This is a genomic window from Pseudomonas sp. BCA17, assembly GCF_004519405.1.
In the GTDB taxonomy this organism is placed as follows: domain Bacteria; phylum Pseudomonadota; class Gammaproteobacteria; order Pseudomonadales; family Pseudomonadaceae; genus Aquipseudomonas.
Genome location: NZ_SGWI01000001.1, coordinates 677,327 through 697,966, shown reverse-complemented (window position 1 = coordinate 697,966; position 20,640 = coordinate 677,327). Strand labels below are relative to the sequence as shown.

At 61.1% G+C, this 20,640-nt stretch carries 17 protein-coding genes; 4 read left to right on the top strand and 13 right to left on the bottom strand.

The annotated features are described in order from the left end of the window. The first annotated feature begins 4 nt into the window (after positions 1-4). Positions 5-913, top strand: coding sequence for a sugar kinase (locus EXW71_RS03035; protein WP_134657531.1), 909 nt, complete (start codon positions 5-7; stop codon positions 911-913). A gap of 33 nt (positions 914-946) precedes the next feature. Here the strand turns inward: EXW71_RS03035 and EXW71_RS03030 are convergent, their stop codons facing one another. The 12 genes from EXW71_RS03030 to EXW71_RS02975 all read right to left on the bottom strand — a co-directional run bounded on the left by EXW71_RS03030 (position 947) and on the right by EXW71_RS02975 (position 16,565). Next, positions 947-1,222 (bottom strand): peptidylprolyl isomerase, encoded by a 276-nt coding sequence (locus EXW71_RS03030; RefSeq protein WP_003174397.1) that lies wholly within the window; start codon positions 1,220-1,222, stop codon positions 947-949. Between the two features lie 50 nt (positions 1,223-1,272). Beyond that, positions 1,273-3,810, bottom strand: coding sequence for a PAS domain-containing sensor histidine kinase (locus EXW71_RS03025; RefSeq protein WP_134657530.1), 2,538 nt, complete (start codon positions 3,808-3,810; stop codon positions 1,273-1,275). A gap of 142 nt (positions 3,811-3,952) precedes the next feature. Then, positions 3,953-5,908, bottom strand: a complete 1,956-nt coding sequence (locus EXW71_RS03020; protein ID WP_134657529.1) for an acetoacetate--CoA ligase — start codon at positions 5,906-5,908, stop codon at positions 3,953-3,955. An 84-nt stretch (positions 5,909-5,992) separates the two neighbouring features. Next, entirely contained in the window at positions 5,993-6,766 is a 774-nt protein-coding gene (locus EXW71_RS03015; protein WP_123718647.1) for a 3-hydroxybutyrate dehydrogenase, read from the bottom strand. 7 nt (positions 6,767-6,773) lie between these two features. Then, positions 6,774-8,165 carry a GntP family permease gene (locus EXW71_RS03010; RefSeq protein ID WP_123718646.1) on the bottom strand — a complete coding sequence of 464 codons (1,392 nt, stop codon included), beginning with the start codon at positions 8,163-8,165 and terminating at the stop codon, positions 6,774-6,776. A gap of 288 nt (positions 8,166-8,453) precedes the next feature. After that, the gene (locus tag EXW71_RS03005; protein ID WP_134657528.1) at positions 8,454-9,845 is read right to left on the bottom strand and encodes a sigma-54-dependent Fis family transcriptional regulator; all 1,392 of its coding nucleotides are present in this window, start codon (positions 9,843-9,845) and stop codon (positions 8,454-8,456) included. 110 nt (positions 9,846-9,955) lie between these two features. Further along, positions 9,956-11,527, bottom strand: a complete 1,572-nt coding sequence (locus EXW71_RS03000; RefSeq protein WP_134657527.1) for an ABC transporter ATP-binding protein — start codon at positions 11,525-11,527, stop codon at positions 9,956-9,958. 10 nt (positions 11,528-11,537) lie between these two features. Continuing rightward, on the bottom strand, positions 11,538-12,560 hold the full coding sequence (locus tag EXW71_RS02995) for an ABC transporter permease (protein WP_167659626.1): 1,023 nt from the start codon (positions 12,558-12,560) through the stop codon (positions 11,538-11,540). After that, complete coding sequence (locus EXW71_RS02990; protein WP_123718644.1) at positions 12,560-13,621, bottom strand: microcin C ABC transporter permease YejB; 1,062 nt, start codon at positions 13,619-13,621, stop codon at positions 12,560-12,562. The genes EXW71_RS02995 and EXW71_RS02990 overlap by 1 nt, the downstream gene beginning before the upstream one ends. Next, a complete protein-coding gene (locus EXW71_RS02985) occupies positions 13,621-15,480 on the bottom strand; it encodes an extracellular solute-binding protein (RefSeq protein WP_134657525.1) in 1,860 nt (619 codons plus the stop codon). Before EXW71_RS02985 ends, EXW71_RS02990 begins: the two co-directional genes overlap by 1 nt. A 130-nt stretch (positions 15,481-15,610) precedes the next feature. Further along, on the bottom strand, positions 15,611-15,892 hold the full coding sequence (locus EXW71_RS02980) for a peptidylprolyl isomerase (RefSeq protein ID WP_005788801.1): 282 nt from the start codon (positions 15,890-15,892) through the stop codon (positions 15,611-15,613). A gap of 178 nt (positions 15,893-16,070) precedes the next feature. Next, entirely contained in the window at positions 16,071-16,565 is a 495-nt protein-coding gene (locus tag EXW71_RS02975; RefSeq protein WP_134657524.1) for a DUF1543 domain-containing protein, read from the bottom strand. 105 nt (positions 16,566-16,670) lie between these two features. On the opposite strand from EXW71_RS02975, the gene EXW71_RS02970 reads away from it, so the two are divergent. Beyond that, positions 16,671-17,492: an aldo/keto reductase gene (locus tag EXW71_RS02970; RefSeq protein WP_134657523.1), complete on the top strand. Its 822-nt coding sequence runs from the start codon at positions 16,671-16,673 to the stop codon at positions 17,490-17,492. Between the two features lie 56 nt (positions 17,493-17,548). Here EXW71_RS02970 and EXW71_RS02965 read toward each other — a convergent pair whose 3' ends face one another. After that, the gene (locus EXW71_RS02965) at positions 17,549-18,064 is read right to left on the bottom strand and encodes an Hcp family type VI secretion system effector (RefSeq protein ID WP_134657522.1); all 516 of its coding nucleotides are present in this window, start codon (positions 18,062-18,064) and stop codon (positions 17,549-17,551) included. Positions 18,065-18,543: 479 nt separating this feature from the next. Between EXW71_RS02965 and tssA the strand changes: the two genes are divergently transcribed. Together tssA and tssB are read left to right on the top strand one after the other, a co-directional pair. Next, positions 18,544-20,097 (top strand): type VI secretion system protein TssA, encoded by a 1,554-nt coding sequence (gene tssA / locus EXW71_RS02960; protein ID WP_134657521.1) that lies wholly within the window; start codon positions 18,544-18,546, stop codon positions 20,095-20,097. A 25-nt stretch (positions 20,098-20,122) separates the two neighbouring features. Beyond that, positions 20,123-20,620 carry a type VI secretion system contractile sheath small subunit gene (gene tssB / locus EXW71_RS02955; RefSeq protein WP_123718639.1) on the top strand — a complete coding sequence of 166 codons (498 nt, stop codon included), beginning with the start codon at positions 20,123-20,125 and terminating at the stop codon, positions 20,618-20,620. Positions 20,621-20,640 lie beyond the last annotated feature (20 nt).

The following is a 20,640-nucleotide window of genomic DNA, read 5'->3' as shown; positions in this document are numbered from 1 at the left end:
AGCCATGACCCGCCAGACCCCACGCATCGCCCTGATCGGCGAATGCATGATCGAACTGCAACACCGCGCCGACGGCAGCCTGCACCAGAGCTTCGGTGGCGATACCTTGAACACGGCGGTGTACCTGCGCCGCGAGCTGGGCGACACCGGCAGTGTCGACTACGTCACCGCCCTGGGCGATGACAGTTTCAGCGATGCCATGTGTGCCCAATGGGCGCAAGAGGGTGTGGGCCTGGGCATGGTCCAGCGCTTGCCCGGGCGTCTGCCCGGTTTGTACTGCATCCAGACCGACGCCAAGGGCGAGCGTAAATTCCTGTATTGGCGCAACGAAGCCGCCGTGCGTGATTGCTTCACCACACCGGCGGCCGAGCCGATCCTGGCGGCATTGCCGGGCTACGATGTGGTGTATTTCAGCGGCATCACCCTGGCGGTACTCGGTGAGGTCGGGCGCCGGCACCTGCTGCGAGCCCTGGTCGACACCCGTCGACGCGGTGGCAAGGTGGTCTTCGACAACAACTACCGGCCGCGTCTATGGGCCAGTGTCGAGGCGGCGCGCGCGGCGTATCACCAGGTCATGGCCGACGTGGATATCGCCTTGCTGACCGAGGATGACGAACGTGCGTTGTTCGGCTATGCCGACAGTGAGCAGGTGTTCGCCGCGTATCCGACGCTGGCCGAGGTGGTGCTCAAGCGCGGCGCGCAGGCGTGTTTGATTCGTTGCGACGGTGAGCGCTTTGCCGTGCCGGCGTTGAAGGTGGAGACGGTGGTGGATACCACGGCCGCGGGGGATTCGTTCAGTGCGGCGTATCTGGCCAGCCGGCTCAAGGGTGGTGCGCCTGAGGCGGCGGCCTTGGCTGGGCATCGGTTGGCCAGTCGCGTGATTCAAGTGCCAGGAGCACTGATCCCTGGGTGAATGGTCAACGTCGGCGGATCGAGAGCCAAACACTCAGTCGCGGTAGAACACCTGTACCAGGTGATACCCGAACTTGCTCTTGATCGGCCCGTGAACCACCTTGACCGGCTTCTTGAAGATCACCGCATCAATCGCTCCGACCATCTGCCCTGGCCGTACTTCGCCCAAGTCACCGCCGCGCTTGCCCGACGGGCAGGTGGAGTACTTCTTGGCCAGCACATCAAACGCTTCGCCCTTGGCAATGCGCTGCTTGAGCTGTTCGGCTTCTTCACTGGTTTTCACCAGGATATGACGGGCTTGGGCTTTCATCTTGTTACCTTGCAACGGTCGAACGTAAGGGCGCGCGATTATGCCTGAACTCAGGCGTCAACGCTGATCATGCTGCGGATTTTCGTGGCCAGCAATTCGATGGAAAAGGGTTTGGCGATCATGTCCATGCCGTCTTCCAGAAAACCCTGGCGCTCGGCGGCTTTTTCGGCATAACCGGTCATGAACAATACGCGCACGCCCGGGCGGTGCTGGCGAGCGATTTCCGCCAGTTGCCGGCCGTTCATGCCCGGCAGGCCGACGTCGGTCACCAGCAGGTCCACGCGCAGGTCCGACTCCAGCAACGGCAGCGCCGTGCGTGCGTCGGCTGCCTGATGCGCGGTGTAGCCCAGTTCACCCAGCACATTGACCACCAGCATACGCACGGCGGGGTCGTCCTCGACCACCACGACGGACTCACCGGCCAATGCCAGCGGGGCTTCGCTCGAGTTGCTGGGCTGGCTGCTTTCCAGCGCGGTGCCATACAGGCGCGGCAGGTACAGGCGCACGCAGGTGCCCTGGCCCGGTTCGCTGTGAATGGTCACATGGCCGCCGGACTGCTGGGCAAAGCCGTAGATCATCGACAACCCCAGGCCCGTGCCCTGGCCGATGGGTTTGGTGGTGAAGAACGGGTCGAAGGCTTTGGCGAGGATTTTCGGCGCCATGCCGGTGCCGTTGTCGCACACGCCGAGCATCACGTAGTCACCGGCCTTGACCGGCTCCAGTGTGGTGATATCGGTACCGTCCAGGTAGCTGTTGGCGGTTTCTATGAGCAATTCACCGCCGTCGGGCATGGCGTCGCGTGCGTTGATTACCAGGTTGAGCAGGGCGTTTTCCAGTTGGCTGGCATCGGTGTTGACGGGCCAGATGTCCTTGCCCAATTGCACCTTGAGCGTGATATGCGCGCCTTTGGTACGGCGGAACAGATCTTCCAGGGACGCCACCAACTGGTTGGGGTCGATCGGTCGACGGTCCAGCGACTGGCGCCGCGAGAACGCCAGCAAGCGGTGGGTGAGGGCGGCCGCGCGGTGAGCGGAGGACACCGCCGCGTCGGTGAACCGGCCAATTTCGTCGCTGCGCCCGGCGGCGATATAGCGCTGCATCAGGTCCAGGCTGCCGATGATGCCGGTGAGCATATTGTTGAAGTCGTGGGCGATGCCGCCGGTGAGCTGGCCTACCGCTTCCATCTTCTGCGCATGGCGCAGCGCGTCTTCGGCGCGCTCGCGCTCGAACATTTCGTTTTGCAGGCGCTGGTTGGCCTCGGCCAGCGCCTGGGTGCGCTGGGCCACGCGCTCTTCAAGGTTTTCGTTGAGGTGACGCAAAGCCTCTTCGGTGAGGATGCGTTCGGTCTCGTCGATCACAAAAATGTAGAAGCCGTTTACCGAACCGTCATTACTGAAACGCGGCAGGTACTTCATCAAGGCATGGCGCGGCCGGCCGTCGCGATGGGGGGTGACGGTCAGGAAACTGCACGCCTTGCCCTTGAGCGCTGCGGCGATCTTGTCCGCGCGCCCGGCGTATACATCGTCGCCGAGCACTTCACGAATGCTTTTACCGTACAGTTCCTGGGGCGTCAGGCCGTACCAGTCGAGGTAGGCGCTGTTGTTCAGGCGAAAGCGCTCTTCGTGGTCGACATAGCCGATCAGCACCGGCATGGCGTTGATGATCAGTTGCAGCTCGGTCTGGCTTTGACGCAGTGCCTGTTCGGTGTGCTTGCGTTCGGTCAGGTCCAGTGCGGCACCGAGGAAGCGTGCCGGACGGCCCTGATGATCCTTGTAGCAACGACCCCGGGCAAACACCCAACGTACCTGGCCGTCGGCTTGCAACAAGCGATATTCCTCGGCGTATTCGGTGCCGAAGGTGATGCAGTGCTTGATGCTGCGCGCCACCGTGCCACGGTCTTCGGGGTGTACGCCTTGCAGGTAAGCGCTGATCGGCAACAGGTCGGCGTCTTCCGGGTCGACGCCGTGCAGGTAGGCGAAATGCGCGTCGGCGATAAAACGGTCTTCGCCGATATCCCAATCCCAGGTGCCCACGGCGTCGGTTGCGGCCAGCGCAAGCTGCAGGCGTTGCTCGGTGCTGTGTTGGGCCTTGAGGCTGTCTTCGGAGCGCCGCTGCAGTTCGAGGGCTTTGCTGCGGCGTTCATTGGTTTCAATGGCGGTGACCAGGATGCCGGCCACCGTGCCGCGTTCATCGCGTACCGGGCTGTAGGTCAGGTCGAGCCAGATTTCGGTGTCGCGATGGTTGCGCTGCAAGACGAAGCGCTGTTCGCTGAAGGTGCGTGCCTGCCCGCCGAGGACCGCCTCGTAGATCGGTGCGGTGAAGCTCTCGAGCTCCGGCCAGGTTTCATGTGCCGGTCGGCCCAATGCCTGGGGGTGCTTGTCGCCCGCGAGCGCGGCGAAGCCATCATTGTAGAGTTGAGTGAGCTGGCTGCCCCACAGCAGCAGCATCGGCATCGGTGAGTGGATGACGATATCGACGGCGGTGCGCAGACTTTGCGGCCAATCCCTGGCATCACCGAGTGGGCTTTGCGCCCAGTCCAGCCGCGCGATCAAGACTGCTGCTTCGCTGTCGGTGGATGTTCCATTCATGAAAAAGCCCTACGCATAACGCTTTGAAATACGACAAAGCCGATTATCCCGTGAGACGGGAGCGGCTGACTACCCCTCGAAAAATAGCATGCATTGGGCGTTTGTCTTCAAATGAGTGCGTCAGGGCTGAAACCTTTTTTCCTCAGGTCGCCAATTCAGGGCGGTCGCGAAACTCGTCCAGAGCCTGCGGGTTAGCCAGGGCATCCGTGTTTTTCACCGGCTCCCCGTGAACCACATTGCGCACCGCCAGTTCTACGATCTTGCCGCTGATGGTGCGCGGGATATCGGTGACCGCAAGGATCTTGGCCGGTACGTGGCGTGGCGTAGTGTTGGCGCGGATCACCTGGCGGATCTGCTGTTGCAGGGCATCGTCCAGCTCGACACCGTCATTGAGGCGCACGAACAGCACCACACGCACATCGTCCTGCCAGCGTTGGCCGATAGCCAGGCTTTCCACGACGTGCGGGACTTTTTCCACCTGGCGATAGATCTCGGCAGTGCCGATGCGTACGCCGCCGGGGTTGAGTACCGCGTCAGAGCGCCCATGGATCAGCAGGCTGCCATTGGGGCGTTGCTCGGCGTAGTCACCCTGGGCCCACACTCCAGGAAACTGGCTGAAATACGAGGCGCGCAGTTTCTGCTGGTCCGGATCGTTCCACAGCCCGATCGGCATGGCCGGAAAATGCCGGGTGCACACCAGCTCGCCTTTTTCGCCGATCACTGGCCGGCCTTGGTCGTTCCACACTTCGATGGCCATCGCCAGGCTCTTGCACTGCATTTCGCCGCGCCGCACCGGCAGCACCGGGTTGCCGATCACAAAACAGGAGACGATGTCGGTGCCGCCCGACATCGACGCCAGGCACAGCTCGCTTTTGATGTCGCGGTACACGTAGTCGTAGCTGTGGGGTGACAGCGGCGAACCGGTGGAAATCAGCCCCTTGAGGCTGCTCAGGTCATGGCTCAGGCGCGGTTGCAGCCCGGCTTTTTCCAGGGTGGCGAGAAATTTCGGGCTGGTGCCGAACACGCTGATTTTTTCCGCGTCGATCAGGTCGATCAACCGCTCGGGGCCAGGGTGGAACGGCGAGCCGTCATACAGCACGGCGGTGGCGCCAAGGGCCAGTACCGACACCAGCCAGTTCCACATCATCCAGCCGCAGGTGGTGTAGTAGAACAGGCAATCATCCCTGGACAGGTCGGCATGCAGACCGTGCTCCTTGAGGTGGGTGAGCAACACGCCGCCGGTGCCGTGGATGATGCATTTGGGCACGCCTGTGGTGCCGCTGGAATAGAGGATGTACAGCGGGTGATCGAACGGCACGGCGACAAACTCGGGGTCGCCGCCGGGCTGATAGAAGTCATTCCACAGCGTCACCCTGGCTTGGCTGCGGTAGTCGTCAACGCGCGCCTGAGGCCGTGCGTACGGCACGATGATCAGTTGCTCGAGGGACGGCAGGCGTTCGAGGATTTCATTGAGCTTGGCGCTCTGGTCGATGTCTTTGCCGGCATAGCGGTAACCGGCGCAGGTGATCAACACCTTGGGCTCGATCTGGCCGAACCGGTCGATCACGCCTTGGGTACCGAAGTCGGGCGACGAACACGACCAGATCGCGCCGAGGCTGGTGGTGGCGAGCATGCCCACCAGGGTTTGCCAGGTGTTGGGCATGCACGCGGCGACGCGGTCGCCCTGGGTCACACCGGCGGCCCGCAGGCTACGCTGAAAGCCGGCGACATGGCGGGCGAGTTCGGCGTAGGTCAATACTTCGCGGCGGCCATCTTCGCTGATGGCGACCACGGCCGGGTGCTCGTCGCGGCGGCGCAGCAGGTGCTCGGCGAAGTTCAGGGTGGCGCCGGGGAACCACTGGGCGCTGGGCATCTCGGCGTCTTCGATCAGCGTTGCCACGGGCGGGCTGTGAAACTGTACGTCGAAGTAGCTGACGATGGCCCGCCAGAAATCCGCGCGCTGGTCGATGCTCCATTGGTGCAGGGCCGGGTAGTCGGGCAGCTGCACGCTATAGCGTTGGTTGATGAAGCGCCGGAACTGGTCCATCCGCGTGTTGGCGATGCGTTCGGGGGAGGGTTGCCAGAGAATTTCGGACATCGGCACAGTCTCTTATTCTTGTGTGAATTGGCCAGTCGACATCAATCAAAGGTGGGGGCCTGCTCCCACCCCATTAGATTTGCATTACTGGGCCAGCCAGCCGCCGTCGATATTCCAGGCGGCGCCACGCACCTGGCTGCCGGCCTCGCTGCACAGGAACAGCACCAGTTCGCCCAATTGCGGTGGCGTGACGAATTCCAGTGACGGTTGTTTCTCGGCCAGCAGATCATGCTGCGCCTGCTGCGGATCGACACCTGTAGCTGCGCGGTCGTCAATCTGCTTCTGCACCAGCGGCGTCAGTACCCAGCCCGGGCAGATAGCGTTGCAGGTGACATTGCTGGTGGCCGTCTCCAGGCCCACTACCTTGGTCAGGCCGATCACGCCGTGCTTGGCCGCCACATACGCCGCCTTGCCCACTGAGCCGACCTGGCCATGCACCGAGGCGATGTTGACGATGCGCCCCCAGCCCTTGGCCTTCATCCCCGGCAAACTCAGGCGCGTGCTGTGGAACACCGAGGACAGGTTGATCGCGATGATCGAATCCCAGCGCTCCACCGGAAAGTCTTCCACCGCCGCCACATGCTGGATGCCGGCGTTGTTGACCAGGATATCGACGCCGCCGAACTCGCGCTCGGCATAGGCGAGCATATCGGCGATCTGCGCCGGGTCGCTGACATCGGCCGGGTGGTGGCCGACCTTGCCGCCGAACGCCTGCACCTGGGCGATCACCGCGCTGGCGTCGCCGAAGCCATTGAGGATCAGATTGGCGCCAGCCTTGGCCAGGCTCAGTGCGATGCCCAGGCCAATGCCGCTGGTGGAGCCGGTAACGAGGGCCGTCTTGCCATTCAAAGTCGTCATGAAAACCTCACACAATGCCGGTGGCATAGAAAGTACCGATCACCACGAACACCGCAAGGGTCTTGATGATCGTGATGCCGAAAATGTCCTTGTAGGCTTCGCGGTGGGTCAGCCCGGTGACCGCCAGCAACGTGATCACCGCGCCGTTGTGGGGCAGGGTGTCCATGCCGCCGCTGGCCATGGCCGCGACCCGGTGCAGCACTTCAAGGGGAATATTGGCCGCGTGGGCCGCCGAAATAAAGCTCTCGGACATTGCCGCCAGGGCGATGCTCATGCCACCGGACGCGGAGCCGGTGATACCGGCCAGCAGCGTCACGGTAATGGCCTCGTTGACCAGCGGGTTGGGGATGCCCTTCAGCCAGTCCGCCAGCACCAGGAAGCCCGGCAGCGAGGCGATCACTGCGCCGAAGCCGTATTCCGATGCGGTGTTCATCGCCGCCAGCAATGCGCCGCTGACCGCGCTTTTGCTGCCCTCGGCGAGCTTGCTTTTGATCGCCGACCAGCCGAAGGCCAGCACCATCAGGATGCCCACCAGCAGCGCCGCCTGCACGGCCCAGATCGCTGTGAGCTTGGCGATTTCGGTGGTCACCGGCGCGCTCATGCCCGGCAGGCTGAGGCTGTGGGTCTTGCCGTACCACTGCGGGATCCAGTGAGTGAACAGCAGGTTCATCACGCCCACCAGAATCAGCGGCGACAGTGCGACCCACGGGTTGGGCAGTGTGAGGTTTTCGGCGGTTTCCGGTTCGTTGCGCAACTCGGTGCCGTAACCTTCACCGGCACGCTGCGCCTTGTTGCGCTGGCGCGCCAGGTAGAGCATGCCGGCGCAGAATACGAAAATCGTGCCGATCAAACCCAACCACGGCGCCGCCCATGCGGTGGTGTTGAAAAAGGTGCTGGGGATGATGTTCTGGATCTGCGGCGTACCGGGCAGGGCGTCCATGGTGAACGAGAACGCACCGAGGGCAATGGTCGCCGGAATCAGGCGCTTGGGGATATTGCTTTGGCGAAACATCTCGGCGGCGAACGGGTACACCGCAAACACCACCACAAACAGCGACACGCCGCCGTAGGTGAGCAGGGCACAGACCAGCACGATCACCAGCATGGCCTGGCGCGTGCCGAGCAAGCGGATCGCGGCGGCCACGATGGAACGCGAGAACCCCGACAGTTCGATCAACTTGCCGAACACCGCGCCAAGCAGGAACACCGGGAAATACAGTTTGATGAAGCCGACCATTTTTTCCATGAACACCCCGGTAAAAGCAGGGGCGACGGCGGACGGGTCAGTGAGCAGTACCGCGCCGAGGGCGGCGATAGGGGCAAACAGGATCACGCTGTAGCCACGGTAGGCAGCCAGCATCAACAGCGCCAGGGCTGCCAGGGCAATGATCACACTCATGGTGTGTCTCCAGATTGTTATTTTTGTGGGGTAATGCTTGGAGTAGGGCTATAGCGAGATATGTGCCATAAATCTAACTTATTGATATTTAAGAGGATTTTTTGATTGTTGAGCCGTTATTTGGAATTTTGTCTCTGAATTGAGACAGGCTGGGACCGCTGTAGGAGGGGCTTGCGCCAGGGGTTGTGTTTAGTCAGCGCCCAAATCGCCTGCTACAGCACGGTCGGGAGGAAAACAGCACTCACAGTACCTCGTCTCATTATTGAGATTTAAGTCTCTATATCGAGACTAGGCGATCCCCAACGCTATCATCTTCTTGTACAACGTCGAGCGCCCAAGCCCCAACCGCCTGGCCGCGTCCACCACATTGCCCTCACACGCTTTCAAGGCGGCCGCGATAACCTGCCGATCGAATCGCTCCCGCGCAGCACTGAACGACTCACCCTCGATGGCTTGAACCGTACTGCGCTCCACCGGGCTGAACGTGCCGATTGCCGCGCGAATGTCCTCAGCATTCAGTACCAGGTCATCACTCAACAATGCCGCCCGCTCCAGTACATTGCGCAGCTCACGGATGTTCCCCGGCCACGCATGTTGCGCCAGCAACCCCAGCGCCTCGGGTTCGAGTTCGTGGCGGCTGAGCAACTCTTCAAGAATCGCCTCGCTCAGCGCCGGGATGTCCTCCAGGCGCTCGCGCAAGGGCGGCACCTGGATCGGCAGCACGTTGAGCCGGTAATACAAATCCGCACGAAATTCGCCGCGCTTGATCGCCGCTTCCAGGTCCAGCGAGGTGGCGGCGATTACCCGTACATCGCTGTGCAGCATCTCGTTGGAGCCGACTGGCTCGTATTCCTTTTCCTGCAGTACCCGCAACAGTTTGCTTTGCAGCGGCAGCGGCATATCGCCGATTTCATCGAGAAACAGCGTGCCGCCCTGAGCGATCTGTAGTTTGCCGGGGCGGCCCTTGCGGTCGGCACCGGTGAACGCGCCGGGCGCGGTGCCGAAGAATTCGGCCTCCAGTAAATCCGTGGGAATGGCCGCGCTGTTGATACTGACAAAGGCCTTGTTCGCCCGGTTCGAAGCCCCGTGAATCGCCTGGGCGAGCAGCTCCTTGCCGGTACCGGTTTCGCCGAGCAGTAACACCGGCGACTCGGCACTTGCACTGCGGCGCGCGCGGCGTTTGACTTCCAGGCTGGCGGCGCTGGTGCCGATAAAGTGGGCGAAGTTGTACTTGCTCTGGCGTTTGCGCAGCAGTGAACGGGTAGACGCCAGTTCCTGCTGCATGCTCAGGTAGCGTTCGATCAGTGGCGACAGGTTGCGCAGTTCATCGAACAATGCAAAGCCAATCGCCCCGATCACCGCGCCGGCATCGTCATGGATCGGCAGGCGCATCACCACCAGCGGGCCTTTGGGCGTGTCCTGGATATCCAGCAGAATCGGCAGATCGGTGCGCACCACCTGGCGCAGCAGGCTGTTGGAAATGACCTTCTCACACGGCTGGCCGATGGCTTCGTCAGCGCTGTTGAGCCCGAAGCGCTTGGCGTAGCGCTCATTCATCCACACGATATTCGCGTCGCGATCGACAATCACCGTGCCCTCGCTGGACTGTTCGATGATCTCGAACAGCGACTGGATAGCCAAGCCGCGAACCTGTTGGTAATCCTTGAGGCTGGTGTTCATGCGTGCAGAATCCTGTAGGAGCGAGCGTGCTCGCGAAAAACCGTCAACGATAACGCAGCGCTACCAGATACCCCGTGTCGCCTATCTGTTCTTCGCAAGCAAGCTCGCTCCTACAAGGGGATGTGCGCCGCTGCCAGCAGCTCTTTGGTGTACGGATGCTGCGGTGCATCGAACACTTCGTGGCTCGCGCCGCGCTCCACCACTTTGCCGTCCTTGATCACAATCATGTCATGGGCCATGGCGCGTACCACGGCCAAGTCATGGCTGATAAACAGGTAGGTCAGGCCGTATTTTTCCTGCAACTCGCGCAGCAATGCCACCACCTGCTTCTGCACTGTCCGATCCAGGGCCGAGGTGGGTTCGTCCAGCAGCATCAACGCAGGCTTGAGCACCAAGGCGCGGGCGATGGCAATGCGTTGGCGCTGGCCACCGGAAAACTCATGGGGGTAACGATGTCGGCTCTCAGGGTCGAGGCCGACATCCTTGAGCACCTGGATCACCTGGGCGTCGCGATCTTCCAGGCTGCACGGCGCGTGCACTTCCAGGCCCTCGCTGATGATCTGCTGCACCGACATGCGTGGGCTGAGGCTGCCGTAGGGGTCCTGGAACACCACCTGCATCTGCTTGCGCCAGGGGCGCATCTGCTGAGGATTCAGCGGGTCGAGGGCTTCACCCTGGAAGCGAATGCTGCCGGTGGAGTCCAGCAGGCGCAGGATCGCCTGGCCCAGAGTGGACTTGCCCGAGCCTGACTCACCGACGATACCCAAGGTTTTGCCGCGCTGTACGCTGAGGCTGATGCCATCCACTGCGCGCAGGTAGGTCTTGCGTCGGAACAGGCCGCCGCCGAGAGGGAACTGCACGCTCAGGTCGTTGACCTGCAGCACCGTTTCGCGCTCATCACTGCAAAGCGCATCGCCGGCCGGTTCGGCATCCAGCAGCAGACGGCTGTAAGGGTGCCGGGGAGCGTCGAACAAGGTCTGGCAGTCGGCTTGCTCGACAATTTCCCCGGCGCGCATCACACACACCCGTTGGGCAATGCTGCGTACCAGGTTGAGGTCGTGGCTGATCAATAGCAGCGACATGCCCAGGCGTTCCTGCAGGGACTTGAGCAACAGCAGGATCTTGCGTTGCACGGTGACGTCCAGCGCGGTGGTGGGTTCGTCGGCGATCAGCAGTTCCGGTTCACACGCCAGGGCCATGGCAATCATCACCCGCTGGCGCTGGCCGCCGGAGAGCTGGTGCGGGTAGGCCTTGAGCCGTTCCCGGGGCTTTTGGATGCCGACCAGTTCCAGCAATTCGAGGATGCGCGCCTGTGCCGCCTTGCCTCCCAGGCCTTTGTGCAACAACAGGGTTTCGCCGATCTGCTTTTCGATGCTGTGCAACGGGTTGAGGGAGGTCATCGGCTCCTGGAAGATCATCGCGATGCGGTTGCCTCGCAGCTTTTGCAGGGTGGCCGCCGACGCACCGATCAACTCCTGGCCGCGATACTTTACGGAACCTGTGGTATGCGTACCGGCTTCGGGCAGCAGTTGCAGGATCGAATGGGCCGTCACCGACTTGCCCGACCCCGATTCGCCCACCAGCGCCAGGCACTCGCCAGGGCGTACATCCAGGCTCAGGTTGCGCACCACGGTCTGGCCGCTGAAGGCGACGCTGAGGTCGCGGATTTCGATCAGGTTCATATGCAATCACTCATGAACGTGGGTCGAAGGCATCACGTAATGCCTCGCCGATAAATACCAGCAGCGACAAAATCAGCGCCAGGGTGAAAAACGCCGTCAGGCCCAGCCAGGGTGCCTGCAGGTTCTGCTTGCCCTGGGCGATCAGCTCGCCCAGCGACGCACTGCCCGCAGGCATGCCGAAACCGAGGAAGTCCAGGGCGCTCAAGGTGGAAATCGCCCCTGTCAGAATAAATGGCAGGTAGCTCAAGGTCGCGGTCATGGCATTGGGCAGGATATGCCGGCGAATGATCTTGCCATCGCCCAGCCCCAATGCCCGTGCGGCCTTGACGTACTCCAGGTTGCGCCCGCGCAGGAACTCGGCGCGTACCACGTCCACCAGGGCCAGCCAGGAAAACAGCGCCATGATTCCCAGCAGCCACCAGAAATTCGGCTCGACGAAGCCCGACAGGATTATCAACAGGTACAGCACCGGCAGCCCGGACCACACCTCGAGGATGCGCTGGCCGAGCAGGTCGACCCAGCCGCCGTAGAAGCCTTGCAGCGCACCGGCGGCAATGCCGATAGCGGCGCTGATGGCAGTAAGTGCCAGGGCGAACAGGATCGACACCCGTGCGCCGAAGATCACCCGGGCCAGCACATCCCGCGCCTGGTCATCGGTGCCCAGCCAGTTCACCGAAGACGGTGGGCTGGGGGCAGGGCGGGTCAGTTCGTAGTTGGGCGTGTCGTCGCTGAACGGGATCGGCGGGAACAGCATCCAGCCACCGTCCTGCTTGATCAGCTTTTGCACGTAGTCACTGCGGTAGTCGGCCTGGAACGGCAACTGGCCGCCGAACTGCTGTTCGGTGTAGCGCTTGAACACCGGGAAATACAGCGTGTTCTTGTAGCTGAGCACCAGGGGTTTGTCGTTGGCGATCAGCTCACCGCCCAACGTCAGTAAAAACAGCCCGATAAACAACCACAGTGACCACCAGCCGCGACGGTTCTTCTTGAACCGCTCGAAACGCCGACGGGCCACCGGAGATAGATTCAACATCAGGCGTTCCTCGCAGCGAAGTCGATACGCGGGTCCACCAAGGTGTAGCAGAGGTCACCGATGAGTTTTATCAAAAGCCCGAACAGGGTGAAGATAAACAGCGAGCCGAACACCACCGGGTAGTCGCGGGACACGGCCGCCTCGTAGCTCATGCGGCCGAGGCCGTCGAGGGAGAAAATCACCTCGATCAGCAAGGAGCCTGCGAAGAACACGCTGATGAATGCCTGGGGAATACCCGAGATCACCAGCAGCATGGCGTTGCGGAACACATGGCCGTACAACACGCGGCGTTCGCTCAAGCCCTTGGCGCGCGCGGTGACCACGTATTGGCGGGTGATTTCATTGAGGAACGAGTTCTTGGTGAGTATGGTCAGCGTGGCAAACCCGCCAATCACCAATGAGGTGACGGGCAATACCAGGTGCCAGAAGTAATCGGCAATCTTGCCGATGGGGCTCAATTGCGCGAAGTTCTCCGACACCAGCCCGCGCACCGGGAACCAGTTCAGCGAGGTGCCACCGGCGAACACCACGATCAGGAACATGGCGAACAGGAAGGCCGGCATCGCATAACCGATGACGATGGCGGTGCTGCTCCACACATCAAAGCTGCTGCCATGGCGCACCGCCTTGCGAATCCCCAGGGGAATCGACACCAGATAGGTGATCAAGGTGGCCCACAGGCCGAGCGAAAGCGTGACGGGCATTTTCTCCAGGATCAGGTCGATCACCGTCGAGCCCCGAAAGAAGCTGTTACCGAAGTCCAGCCGGGCGTAGTTCTTGAGCATCAGCCACAGGCGTTCCGGTGCGGGTTTGTCGAAGCCGTACTGTTTTTCGATGTCCTTGATCAGCTTTGGGTCCAGGCCACGGCTGGCACGGGAGCCGCTGCTGATGCTGTCGCCGGACGAGCCGCCGACGGCGCCGCCGCCAATCCCTTGCAGGTGGGCGATGGCCTGTTCCACCGGGCCGCCGGGCGCGGCCTGTACGATCACGAAATTGACCAGCAGGATGATCACCAGCGTCGGGATGATCAGCAGCAGACGCCGCACGATGTAGGCAAACATCAGCGGGTACCTCCGCGTTTTTTCAATTCGGCGTTCATTTGCTCATTGGTCAACGGTGTCGGGCTGATTTCCCACCAGGTTTCCAGGGCTTCATCATTTTTGGCCTCGACGGCAGGTCGGCCGAAACGGTTCCACCAGGCCGCCGAGGTACCCGGCGGGTAGTAGTTGGGAATCCACAGGTAATTCCATTGCAGCACCCGGTCCAGGGCATGGGCATAGGTGAGCATCCGGGACTGGGTGTCGGCCTTGACCAGGCCCTTGATCAGACTGTCCACGGCGGGGTCCTTAAGCACCATGTAGTTGTTGGCGCCCGGGTCCAGGGCGGCTGCCGAACCGAAGAAGTTGTACAGTTCCATGCCCGGGGACGTGGTGACCGGGAAGCCGGCGACGATCATGTCGTAGTCCCGTGCCATCACCCGGTTCACATACTGCGAGGCGTCGATCCGACGAATGTTCAGGGTGATGCCGATCTGCGCCAGGTTGCGTTTGTACGGCAGCAGCAGGCGCTCCAGTCCGGCCTGGGCGTTGAGGAAGGTAAACTCCAGCGGTTCGCCGTCGGCGTTGACGAGCTTGTCACCGTCTGGTTTCCAGCCGGCTTCCTCCAGCAAGGCCAGCGCTTGCAGCTGTTTGTCGCGGATCATGCCGCTGCCATCGGTAACCGGTGCCTTGAACACCTGGGTGAAGACCTCGTCGGGCACTTGCCCGCGCAACGGTTCGAGAATCGCCAGCTCTTCCTTCGTCGGCAATTGGCTGGCGGCCAATGGGCTGTTGGAGAAGAAACTCTGCTGGCGGATATACATATTGCGCATCATCTGCCGGTTGGCCCATTCGAAATCCCACAGCATCGCCAGGGCCTGGCGTACGCGGCGGTCCTTGAACATCGGCTTTTGCACATTGAACACGTAGCCTTGGGCCGGTTGTGGCATCTCCCTGGCCAAATGGGCACGTTGCAGGCGGCCATCGTCCAGTGCCGGCCCGTTGTAGCCGATGGAATAGCCGGTGGCGGAAAACTCGCGGTTGAAGTCATAGGCGCCACCGCGCAGCACCTGGCGCGCCACTTCGGTATCACCGAAGTACTCCAGGCTCAGGTGGTCGAAGTTGTACAGACCGCGGCTGACCGGGAGGTCCTTGCCCCACCAGTCGGGGTCACGGGTAAAGGTGATGGTGCTGCCGGAGTCGATCTTGCTGATGGTGTACGGGCCGCTGCCCAGTGGGGCTTCGTAGCCGCCGCCGTTGGCGAAGTCGCGGCTCTTCCACCAATGTTCGGGGAACACCGGCAGGGTGGCGATATCCAGGGGCAGGGTGCGGTTCTCATTGCTGGAAAAATCGAAGCGCACCTGGCGTTCGCCTTCGACTTCAACGTGCTTGACGTCGGCGAACAGTGTGCGAAAGCGCAGGCTGCCCTGGGTCATCAGCAGGTCGAAGCTGTAGCGCACGTCTTCGGCGGTAATCAGCTTGCCATCGGCAAAGCGTGCCTTGGGGTTGAGGTAGAAACGCAGGGACAAACCGTCATCGGCGCGCTCCATCTTCTCTGCCACCAGGCCATACACCGTATAGGGCTCATCCAGGGAGCGCTGAGCCAGGGGCGCATAGAGCCAGCCGTCGACCTGGGAGACGCCGATGCCTTTGTCGATATACGGCAGCACATGGTCGAAGCGCCCGATCTCGATGGCGGAGCGCCGCAGGCTGCCGCCCTTGGGCGCGTCGGGGTTGGCATAGTCGAAATGGCTGAAGCCGGCGGGATACTTGGCCGGTTCGCCGTACACCGTCAGGTAGGTCTGCGGAGCCGCGATCACGGCGCTACTGGCCAACAGCAGGGCCAGGGAGGTACTGAGCAGTCTGGAAAAAGCCAATCGCATTATCAGCCTTGAACGCCGGGTGAAGAAGAATAGGGATTTGTACGCTAACGGCATCCGTGTCGCCAGTCATCACATGCACAACGGCCCACCAAAAGGCGGGCCGTTGTTCATAGCATCAGCGCGGACGGGATCAGTCCTGGCGGCTGGTGACTTCCAGCAGATGGTAACCGAACTGGGTCTTCACCGGGCCTTGCACGGTGTTGACCGGGGCGCTGAACACGACAGTGTCGAATTCCTTGACCATCTGGCCTGGACCGAACGAACCCAGGTCGCCCCCTTGGCGGCTGGAGGGGCAGCTGGAGTTGGCTTTGGCGATTTCTGCGAAATCAGCGCCGCCTTCGATTTGGGCCTTCAGTTCGTTGCACTTGTCTTCAGTGGACACGAGGATGTGACGGGCGGTGGCTTTGGCCATGGGAGTAACTCCTTGAATGAAAAGGGTGAGCCTACCGGATTCAGGCGGTTATTTCCCGGCAAAGTTCCTGCCGGATGACCCAGTGGTGCCAGGTAATTGTTCAGGCACCTGCCCGTGAACAGTCGTGACCCCCGCGTACAAGTCGCCGAAGGGCACGATAAAGCCGTTCGATCAGCGCTCAGCTCAGAACGATATAGTCGTTTTGCTGGATGATGGGGCGATGCGTACCTTGCACGAGGTGAATATACCGACCGTCCACCAGATCGATGGGCAGGCAGTCGTCGACATCCAGCACACAGTCGGTGTGGGCCTGAGACCAGTGGCTCAGCATCTTCCGTTTGCCTTTGGCCTTTGCCTCCTGCGGGGTGCGCGCCACCACCAGCACGTAGTGATGAGCCTCACCGAAAGTGTCGGCTTCATAGCCGCCGAGGTTGATGAAGTACAAACGGTGTGCATCGGCGCGCGGCGCCAGAGGGCTCACTTCCACTTTCCAGCCATCGACACCGTCGACCCCCATCCACGCATCGATATGCACACCTGACGGGCTGCCGAACCAACTGTCGCGCAATTGCGGATAAGTGGCCTGCAGTGTATCCGCCACAGTAAACACCACATCGTGCACTTCGATCCTGGCCCTGGGGTGCTTGCCCCCGAGCATCACTACAAACAGCATTGGAGATCTTCCTGGCGAGTGGGCAAAGAGTAACCATACTTCGATTGAACCCTTCTGTCCGCCCAGTGCCACACTGTAGACCCGCGAACTCATCAGGAGATTGTCATGCGTACCATTGATCTGGCTGGCGTTCCTGTGCCGGTCATCGGCCAGGGAACCTGGCGCATGGGCGAAAACCCCGACCAGCATCGTGCCGAAGTCGCGGCGCTGCAATTGGGTATCGATGAGGGCATGACCCTGATCGATACCGCTGAAATGTACGGCGAGGGTGGCGCCGAAACGGTGGTCGGCGAAGCCATCCGCAGCAGACGTGACCAGGTATTCCTGGTCAGCAAGGTCTACCCCCACAATGCCAGCCACAAAGGCGTTCCCCGTGCCTGTGAAGCCAGTCTCCAACGCCTGGGCACCGACTATATCGATTTGTACCTGTTGCATTGGCGTGGTCAATATCCCCTTGAAGAAACCGTTGAAGCGTTCGAACGCCTGCGTGAGGCCGGCAAGATCGGGCGTTGGGGTGTCTCCAATTTTGATGTCGCCGACCTGCAGGACCTTGCATCTCCCGCCTGTGCGACCAACCAGGTGCTCTACAACATCGAGGAACGCGGTATCGAGTTCGACTTGCTGCCGTGGTGGCAGCAACACCATTTGCCCTTGATGGCTTACTGTCCGATCGCCCAGGGCGGTGAGCTTTTATCCAGCCCCACGCTCAAGCAGATCGCCCGTCGTCATGAGGTAGCGCCGGCCCAGGTCGCCCTGGCTTGGGTGCTGCGCCAGGACGGCGTGATTGCGATCCCTAAAGCGGTCACGCCCGAACACGTGCGGCTCAATGCCGGTGCCGCGAAACTGATATTGGATGAACACGACCTGGACGCGATCGATCGCGTATTTGGTGCGCCCAAGCGTAAGCATCCATTGGCGATGGTGTAGCCCTTCAGCGGCAGGAGCGGCGCCTTCCCTGGCAGCCGCTCAAGCCTCATCCGAACTTAGCTGGCCACTGGGCTACGCCAGTCGTCGGCGCCTGAAGTGCCGGCGACCTCATGGGTCCAGACAATCTTGCGATAGGTGAAATACACATCCTCCAGATGGGTGAAATGGGCGTTTTCAGGGTCCTGGCAATTGGGCATGCGCGATTGCACGTCCACGATGGTCGCCCCCTCCAGCTCAATGGTGAAGTAGTGTTCCTGGGTTCCGGCCGACGATGTGCGGAACCATTCAAGCCGGCACGACACTTCCTCGCCTGAGGTCAGTGCGCTGAATAGCAGCGGCGAGGATTTGTCGAAGATCTTGCTGATCATGAGTGGCTTATGCACCCGTTGTCCTGTCGGCTGGCCCGATTGCGGATCGCGGGGAATGATCACCTGGTGTGCAAATGCCTGCACCAGGATCTGATCCTCATGACCTTCCTGGTAAATGTTGCCTACTGAGTCCTGGGTAAATGTACCTGCCGTAATCAAACCTTGTTTGACGCCGGTAATGGAGAGGTACGCGGGTGTTGGCATGACGGGTTTCCTTGCCTGATTTAAGTAGGTATTCCCGAACGGCACGGTCGCCGGACGGGCAAGTCCCTATAACAAGAAGCGTGCCTGAAGTTGGAAAGCTCAATGAAATAACGGCGCGCAAGACTCAAGGGGGAAGATGTTGGAAAGTTGTGATGATGGTTTGGTGGTTTTTTGCTGTTGTTATTTGCGCAGATGCGTGCAGTTAGTTGCTCGTGCGGTTTGCGCTGTAAGTGTTGAGCCAACCGGGCGGGATGAGGTTTTTTCTACGGTTTGACTGCGAAAATTATTGCGCAAGCCTTGTTTTTATTAGGGTGTAGGAAATTCCTTAAGTGACTTTCTGTTGCTTGATGATTGCCTCTGGCATGGCTAGTGTTCGCACACTTCGTTGTTCGTTGAATGTAAGTTAAATGGCATTCTGATACGCACCTTAATGGCGGTTAGTTTGTTTTTTCTGTGATGGATAGTTGTGTACGCACCAAATGGATTATTCAAAGAAGCTTTGCGACTATTACCTTGAGTTGGCGCGGCTACCTTGTTCGCCAAGCGCGTTTGCCGGCAGTGATATGCGGTTTTCGAGCGAGTTCGAGGCGCTGGAAGCGGAGCTGGGCAAGGCGCATTCGATTCATGGTGCGAGCCTGCCGGATTGGCAAAAGGTCAGTGAGCTCAGCGAGCAGTTTTTGCGTGAGCATTCCAAGGACCTGCGAGTGGCCGTCTGGTTGACCTGGGCCCTTCATCAGCGTGATTCATTTGTCGGGTTGCTGGCGGGGCTCGGCTTGTTGCGTCATCTCTGTGAGCAGCACTGGGCAGCGGTTTACCCAGGCAAGCCGCGTACACGCATTGCCGCGCTGGCGTGGCTGGTGTTGCGGCTTGAGCAGCTCTTTGCGCAGAACCTCTCGCTTGTGGATCAGCGGCCCTTGTTCCAGGCGTTGCTTGACCATCTCACCCGGCTCGATGAGCTATGGGACCAGCATCTTGGAGCGGATGCACCCTTGTTGTTGCCGATCCGCAGGCAACTGTCGGAGCGTCTGGCGCATGCCCCCCAACGCGGCGCTGAAGCTGACGGTGCTGTGAGTGTGATTGCCCAGGTCAAGCAGGCGACCGCTCAATTGCTCAAGCCGGAACAAGCGGTGAATAACGAAAAAGACGCGCACAAATTACTGCGCGCCCTGCAGGACCAGGCCCGTCCTCTGTGTGCCTGGTGGTTGCGCCAGAGTGCCACTGATGTGCGCGCCTTGCGCCTGAGTCGAACCTTGGCATGGCTGACGCTGATCAACTATCCCGACGCCAATAGTGAGCGCATCACGGCGCTGCGCCCGCTCTCTGCCGACAAGCTCAAGCGTTGTCGGGTCCGCCTCGGCCAAGGTCATTACGCTGATCTGCTGCTGGAGCTTGAGGTCAGCCTGGCCGGTGCATTGTTCTGGTTCGACGGGCTGCGTATGGCCTGGGAGTGCCTTGAAGCGTTGCAGGCAGAACCCGCCAAGACCGAGCTGGAAATGAATTTCGCCTTGTTGCTGCAACGCCTGCCGAGCTTGCCCGAATACAGGTTCGACGACGGAACTCCGTTCGCCGACCCGGCCACCTGTGAGTGGATCACCCTGCACGTCATGCGCCACCTGCAACGGGCCGAGCCACCCAGCGTCATGCCCGATGCGGCAGGCGAATCCTGGGACGCGGCCTTGCAGGCGGTGATGCCGGTGCTGCGCAAGGACGGGCTCAAGGCAGCGGTTGCCGTACTCAAGCAAGGCTTGCAAGCGGCGTACGGTGACCGCGCCCGTTTCCATTGGCAACTTGCACTCGCCAGGTTGTGTATGCGGGCGGGCAAGCACGACCTGGGCAGGATCCAGCTGGAGCAATTGGACCTCGAATTGCAACGCGCCGGGCTCGAACGCTGGGAGCCGCAGCTGGCTCTGCAGGTCGGTCGGCTCCTGTATCGCTGCTATGACCTGTTGCCACAAAGCCGCGCCGTGCGCGAAAGCAAGGAACTCACCCATCGCCGGTTGTGCCACTTCGATCTTGACGCAGTACTTGAATGAAACCCGATCAAAAAGGAGAAACAGCATGGCCAAAGACGGTTCGATAGCACCCAAGGAACGTATCAATATCACTTTCAAACCGGCGGTCGGCGGTGCCCAGGAGGAAGTCGAGCTACCGCTGAAACTACTGGTGCTGGGGGATTTTTCCCAACGCGAAGACCCGCGCAAACTGGAGGATCGAAAGCCCATCGGCATAGACAAGCACACCCTTGATGAGGTGCTGGCGAAACAGGCGATCAGCTTGACGTTGAGTGTGCCCAATCGCCTTCAGGAGGAGGCTGACGTCGAAGCGTTGGCCATCCAGGTCCGGATCAATTCGATGAAGGACTTCAATCCCGCAAACCTCGTCGAGCAAATACCAGCATTGCAAAAGCTCATGGTACTGCGTGAAGCGTTGATGGCACTCAAAGGGCCGTTGGGTAACACCCCCAGTTTTCGCAAAGCCATCGAACAGGCATTGGCCGACGACGACTCCCGTGCCCGCGTTCTGGCCGAGCTCGGGTTGAGCAACCCGGATGCCTGACATTTTCAGTAAAAGGACAC

What these genes read in the sequence shown, in the direction of transcription:
- EXW71_RS03035 (WP_134657531.1), top strand. Translation starts at nt 5, where the DNA reads ATGACCCGCCAGACCCCACGCATCGCCCTGATCGGCGAATGCATGATC.
- EXW71_RS03030 (WP_003174397.1), bottom strand. Translation starts at nt 1,222, where the DNA reads ATGAAAGCCCAAGCCCGTCATATCCTGGTGAAAACCAGTGAAGAAGCC.
- EXW71_RS03025 (WP_134657530.1), bottom strand. Translation starts at nt 3,810, where the DNA reads ATGAATGGAACATCCACCGACAGCGAAGCAGCAGTCTTGATCGCGCGG.
- EXW71_RS03020 (WP_134657529.1), bottom strand. Translation starts at nt 5,908, where the DNA reads ATGTCCGAAATTCTCTGGCAACCCTCCCCCGAACGCATCGCCAACACG.
- EXW71_RS03015 (WP_123718647.1), bottom strand. Translation starts at nt 6,766, where the DNA reads ATGACGACTTTGAATGGCAAGACGGCCCTCGTTACCGGCTCCACCAGC.
- EXW71_RS03010 (WP_123718646.1), bottom strand. Translation starts at nt 8,165, where the DNA reads ATGAGTGTGATCATTGCCCTGGCAGCCCTGGCGCTGTTGATGCTGGCT.
- EXW71_RS03005 (WP_134657528.1), bottom strand. Translation starts at nt 9,845, where the DNA reads ATGAACACCAGCCTCAAGGATTACCAACAGGTTCGCGGCTTGGCTATC.
- EXW71_RS03000 (WP_134657527.1), bottom strand. Translation starts at nt 11,527, where the DNA reads ATGAACCTGATCGAAATCCGCGACCTCAGCGTCGCCTTCAGCGGCCAG.
- EXW71_RS02995 (WP_167659626.1), bottom strand. Translation starts at nt 12,560, where the DNA reads ATGTTGAATCTATCTCCGGTGGCCCGTCGGCGTTTCGAGCGGTTCAAG.
- EXW71_RS02990 (WP_123718644.1), bottom strand. Translation starts at nt 13,621, where the DNA reads ATGTTTGCCTACATCGTGCGGCGTCTGCTGCTGATCATCCCGACGCTG.
- EXW71_RS02985 (WP_134657525.1), bottom strand. Translation starts at nt 15,480, where the DNA reads ATGCGATTGGCTTTTTCCAGACTGCTCAGTACCTCCCTGGCCCTGCTG.
- EXW71_RS02980 (WP_005788801.1), bottom strand. Translation starts at nt 15,892, where the DNA reads ATGGCCAAAGCCACCGCCCGTCACATCCTCGTGTCCACTGAAGACAAG.
- EXW71_RS02975 (WP_134657524.1), bottom strand. Translation starts at nt 16,565, where the DNA reads ATGCTGTTTGTAGTGATGCTCGGGGGCAAGCACCCCAGGGCCAGGATC.
- EXW71_RS02970 (WP_134657523.1), top strand. Translation starts at nt 16,671, where the DNA reads ATGCGTACCATTGATCTGGCTGGCGTTCCTGTGCCGGTCATCGGCCAG.
- EXW71_RS02965 (WP_134657522.1), bottom strand. Translation starts at nt 18,064, where the DNA reads ATGCCAACACCCGCGTACCTCTCCATTACCGGCGTCAAACAAGGTTTG.
- tssA (WP_134657521.1), top strand. Translation starts at nt 18,544, where the DNA reads ATGGATTATTCAAAGAAGCTTTGCGACTATTACCTTGAGTTGGCGCGG.
- tssB (WP_123718639.1), top strand. Translation starts at nt 20,123, where the DNA reads ATGGCCAAAGACGGTTCGATAGCACCCAAGGAACGTATCAATATCACT.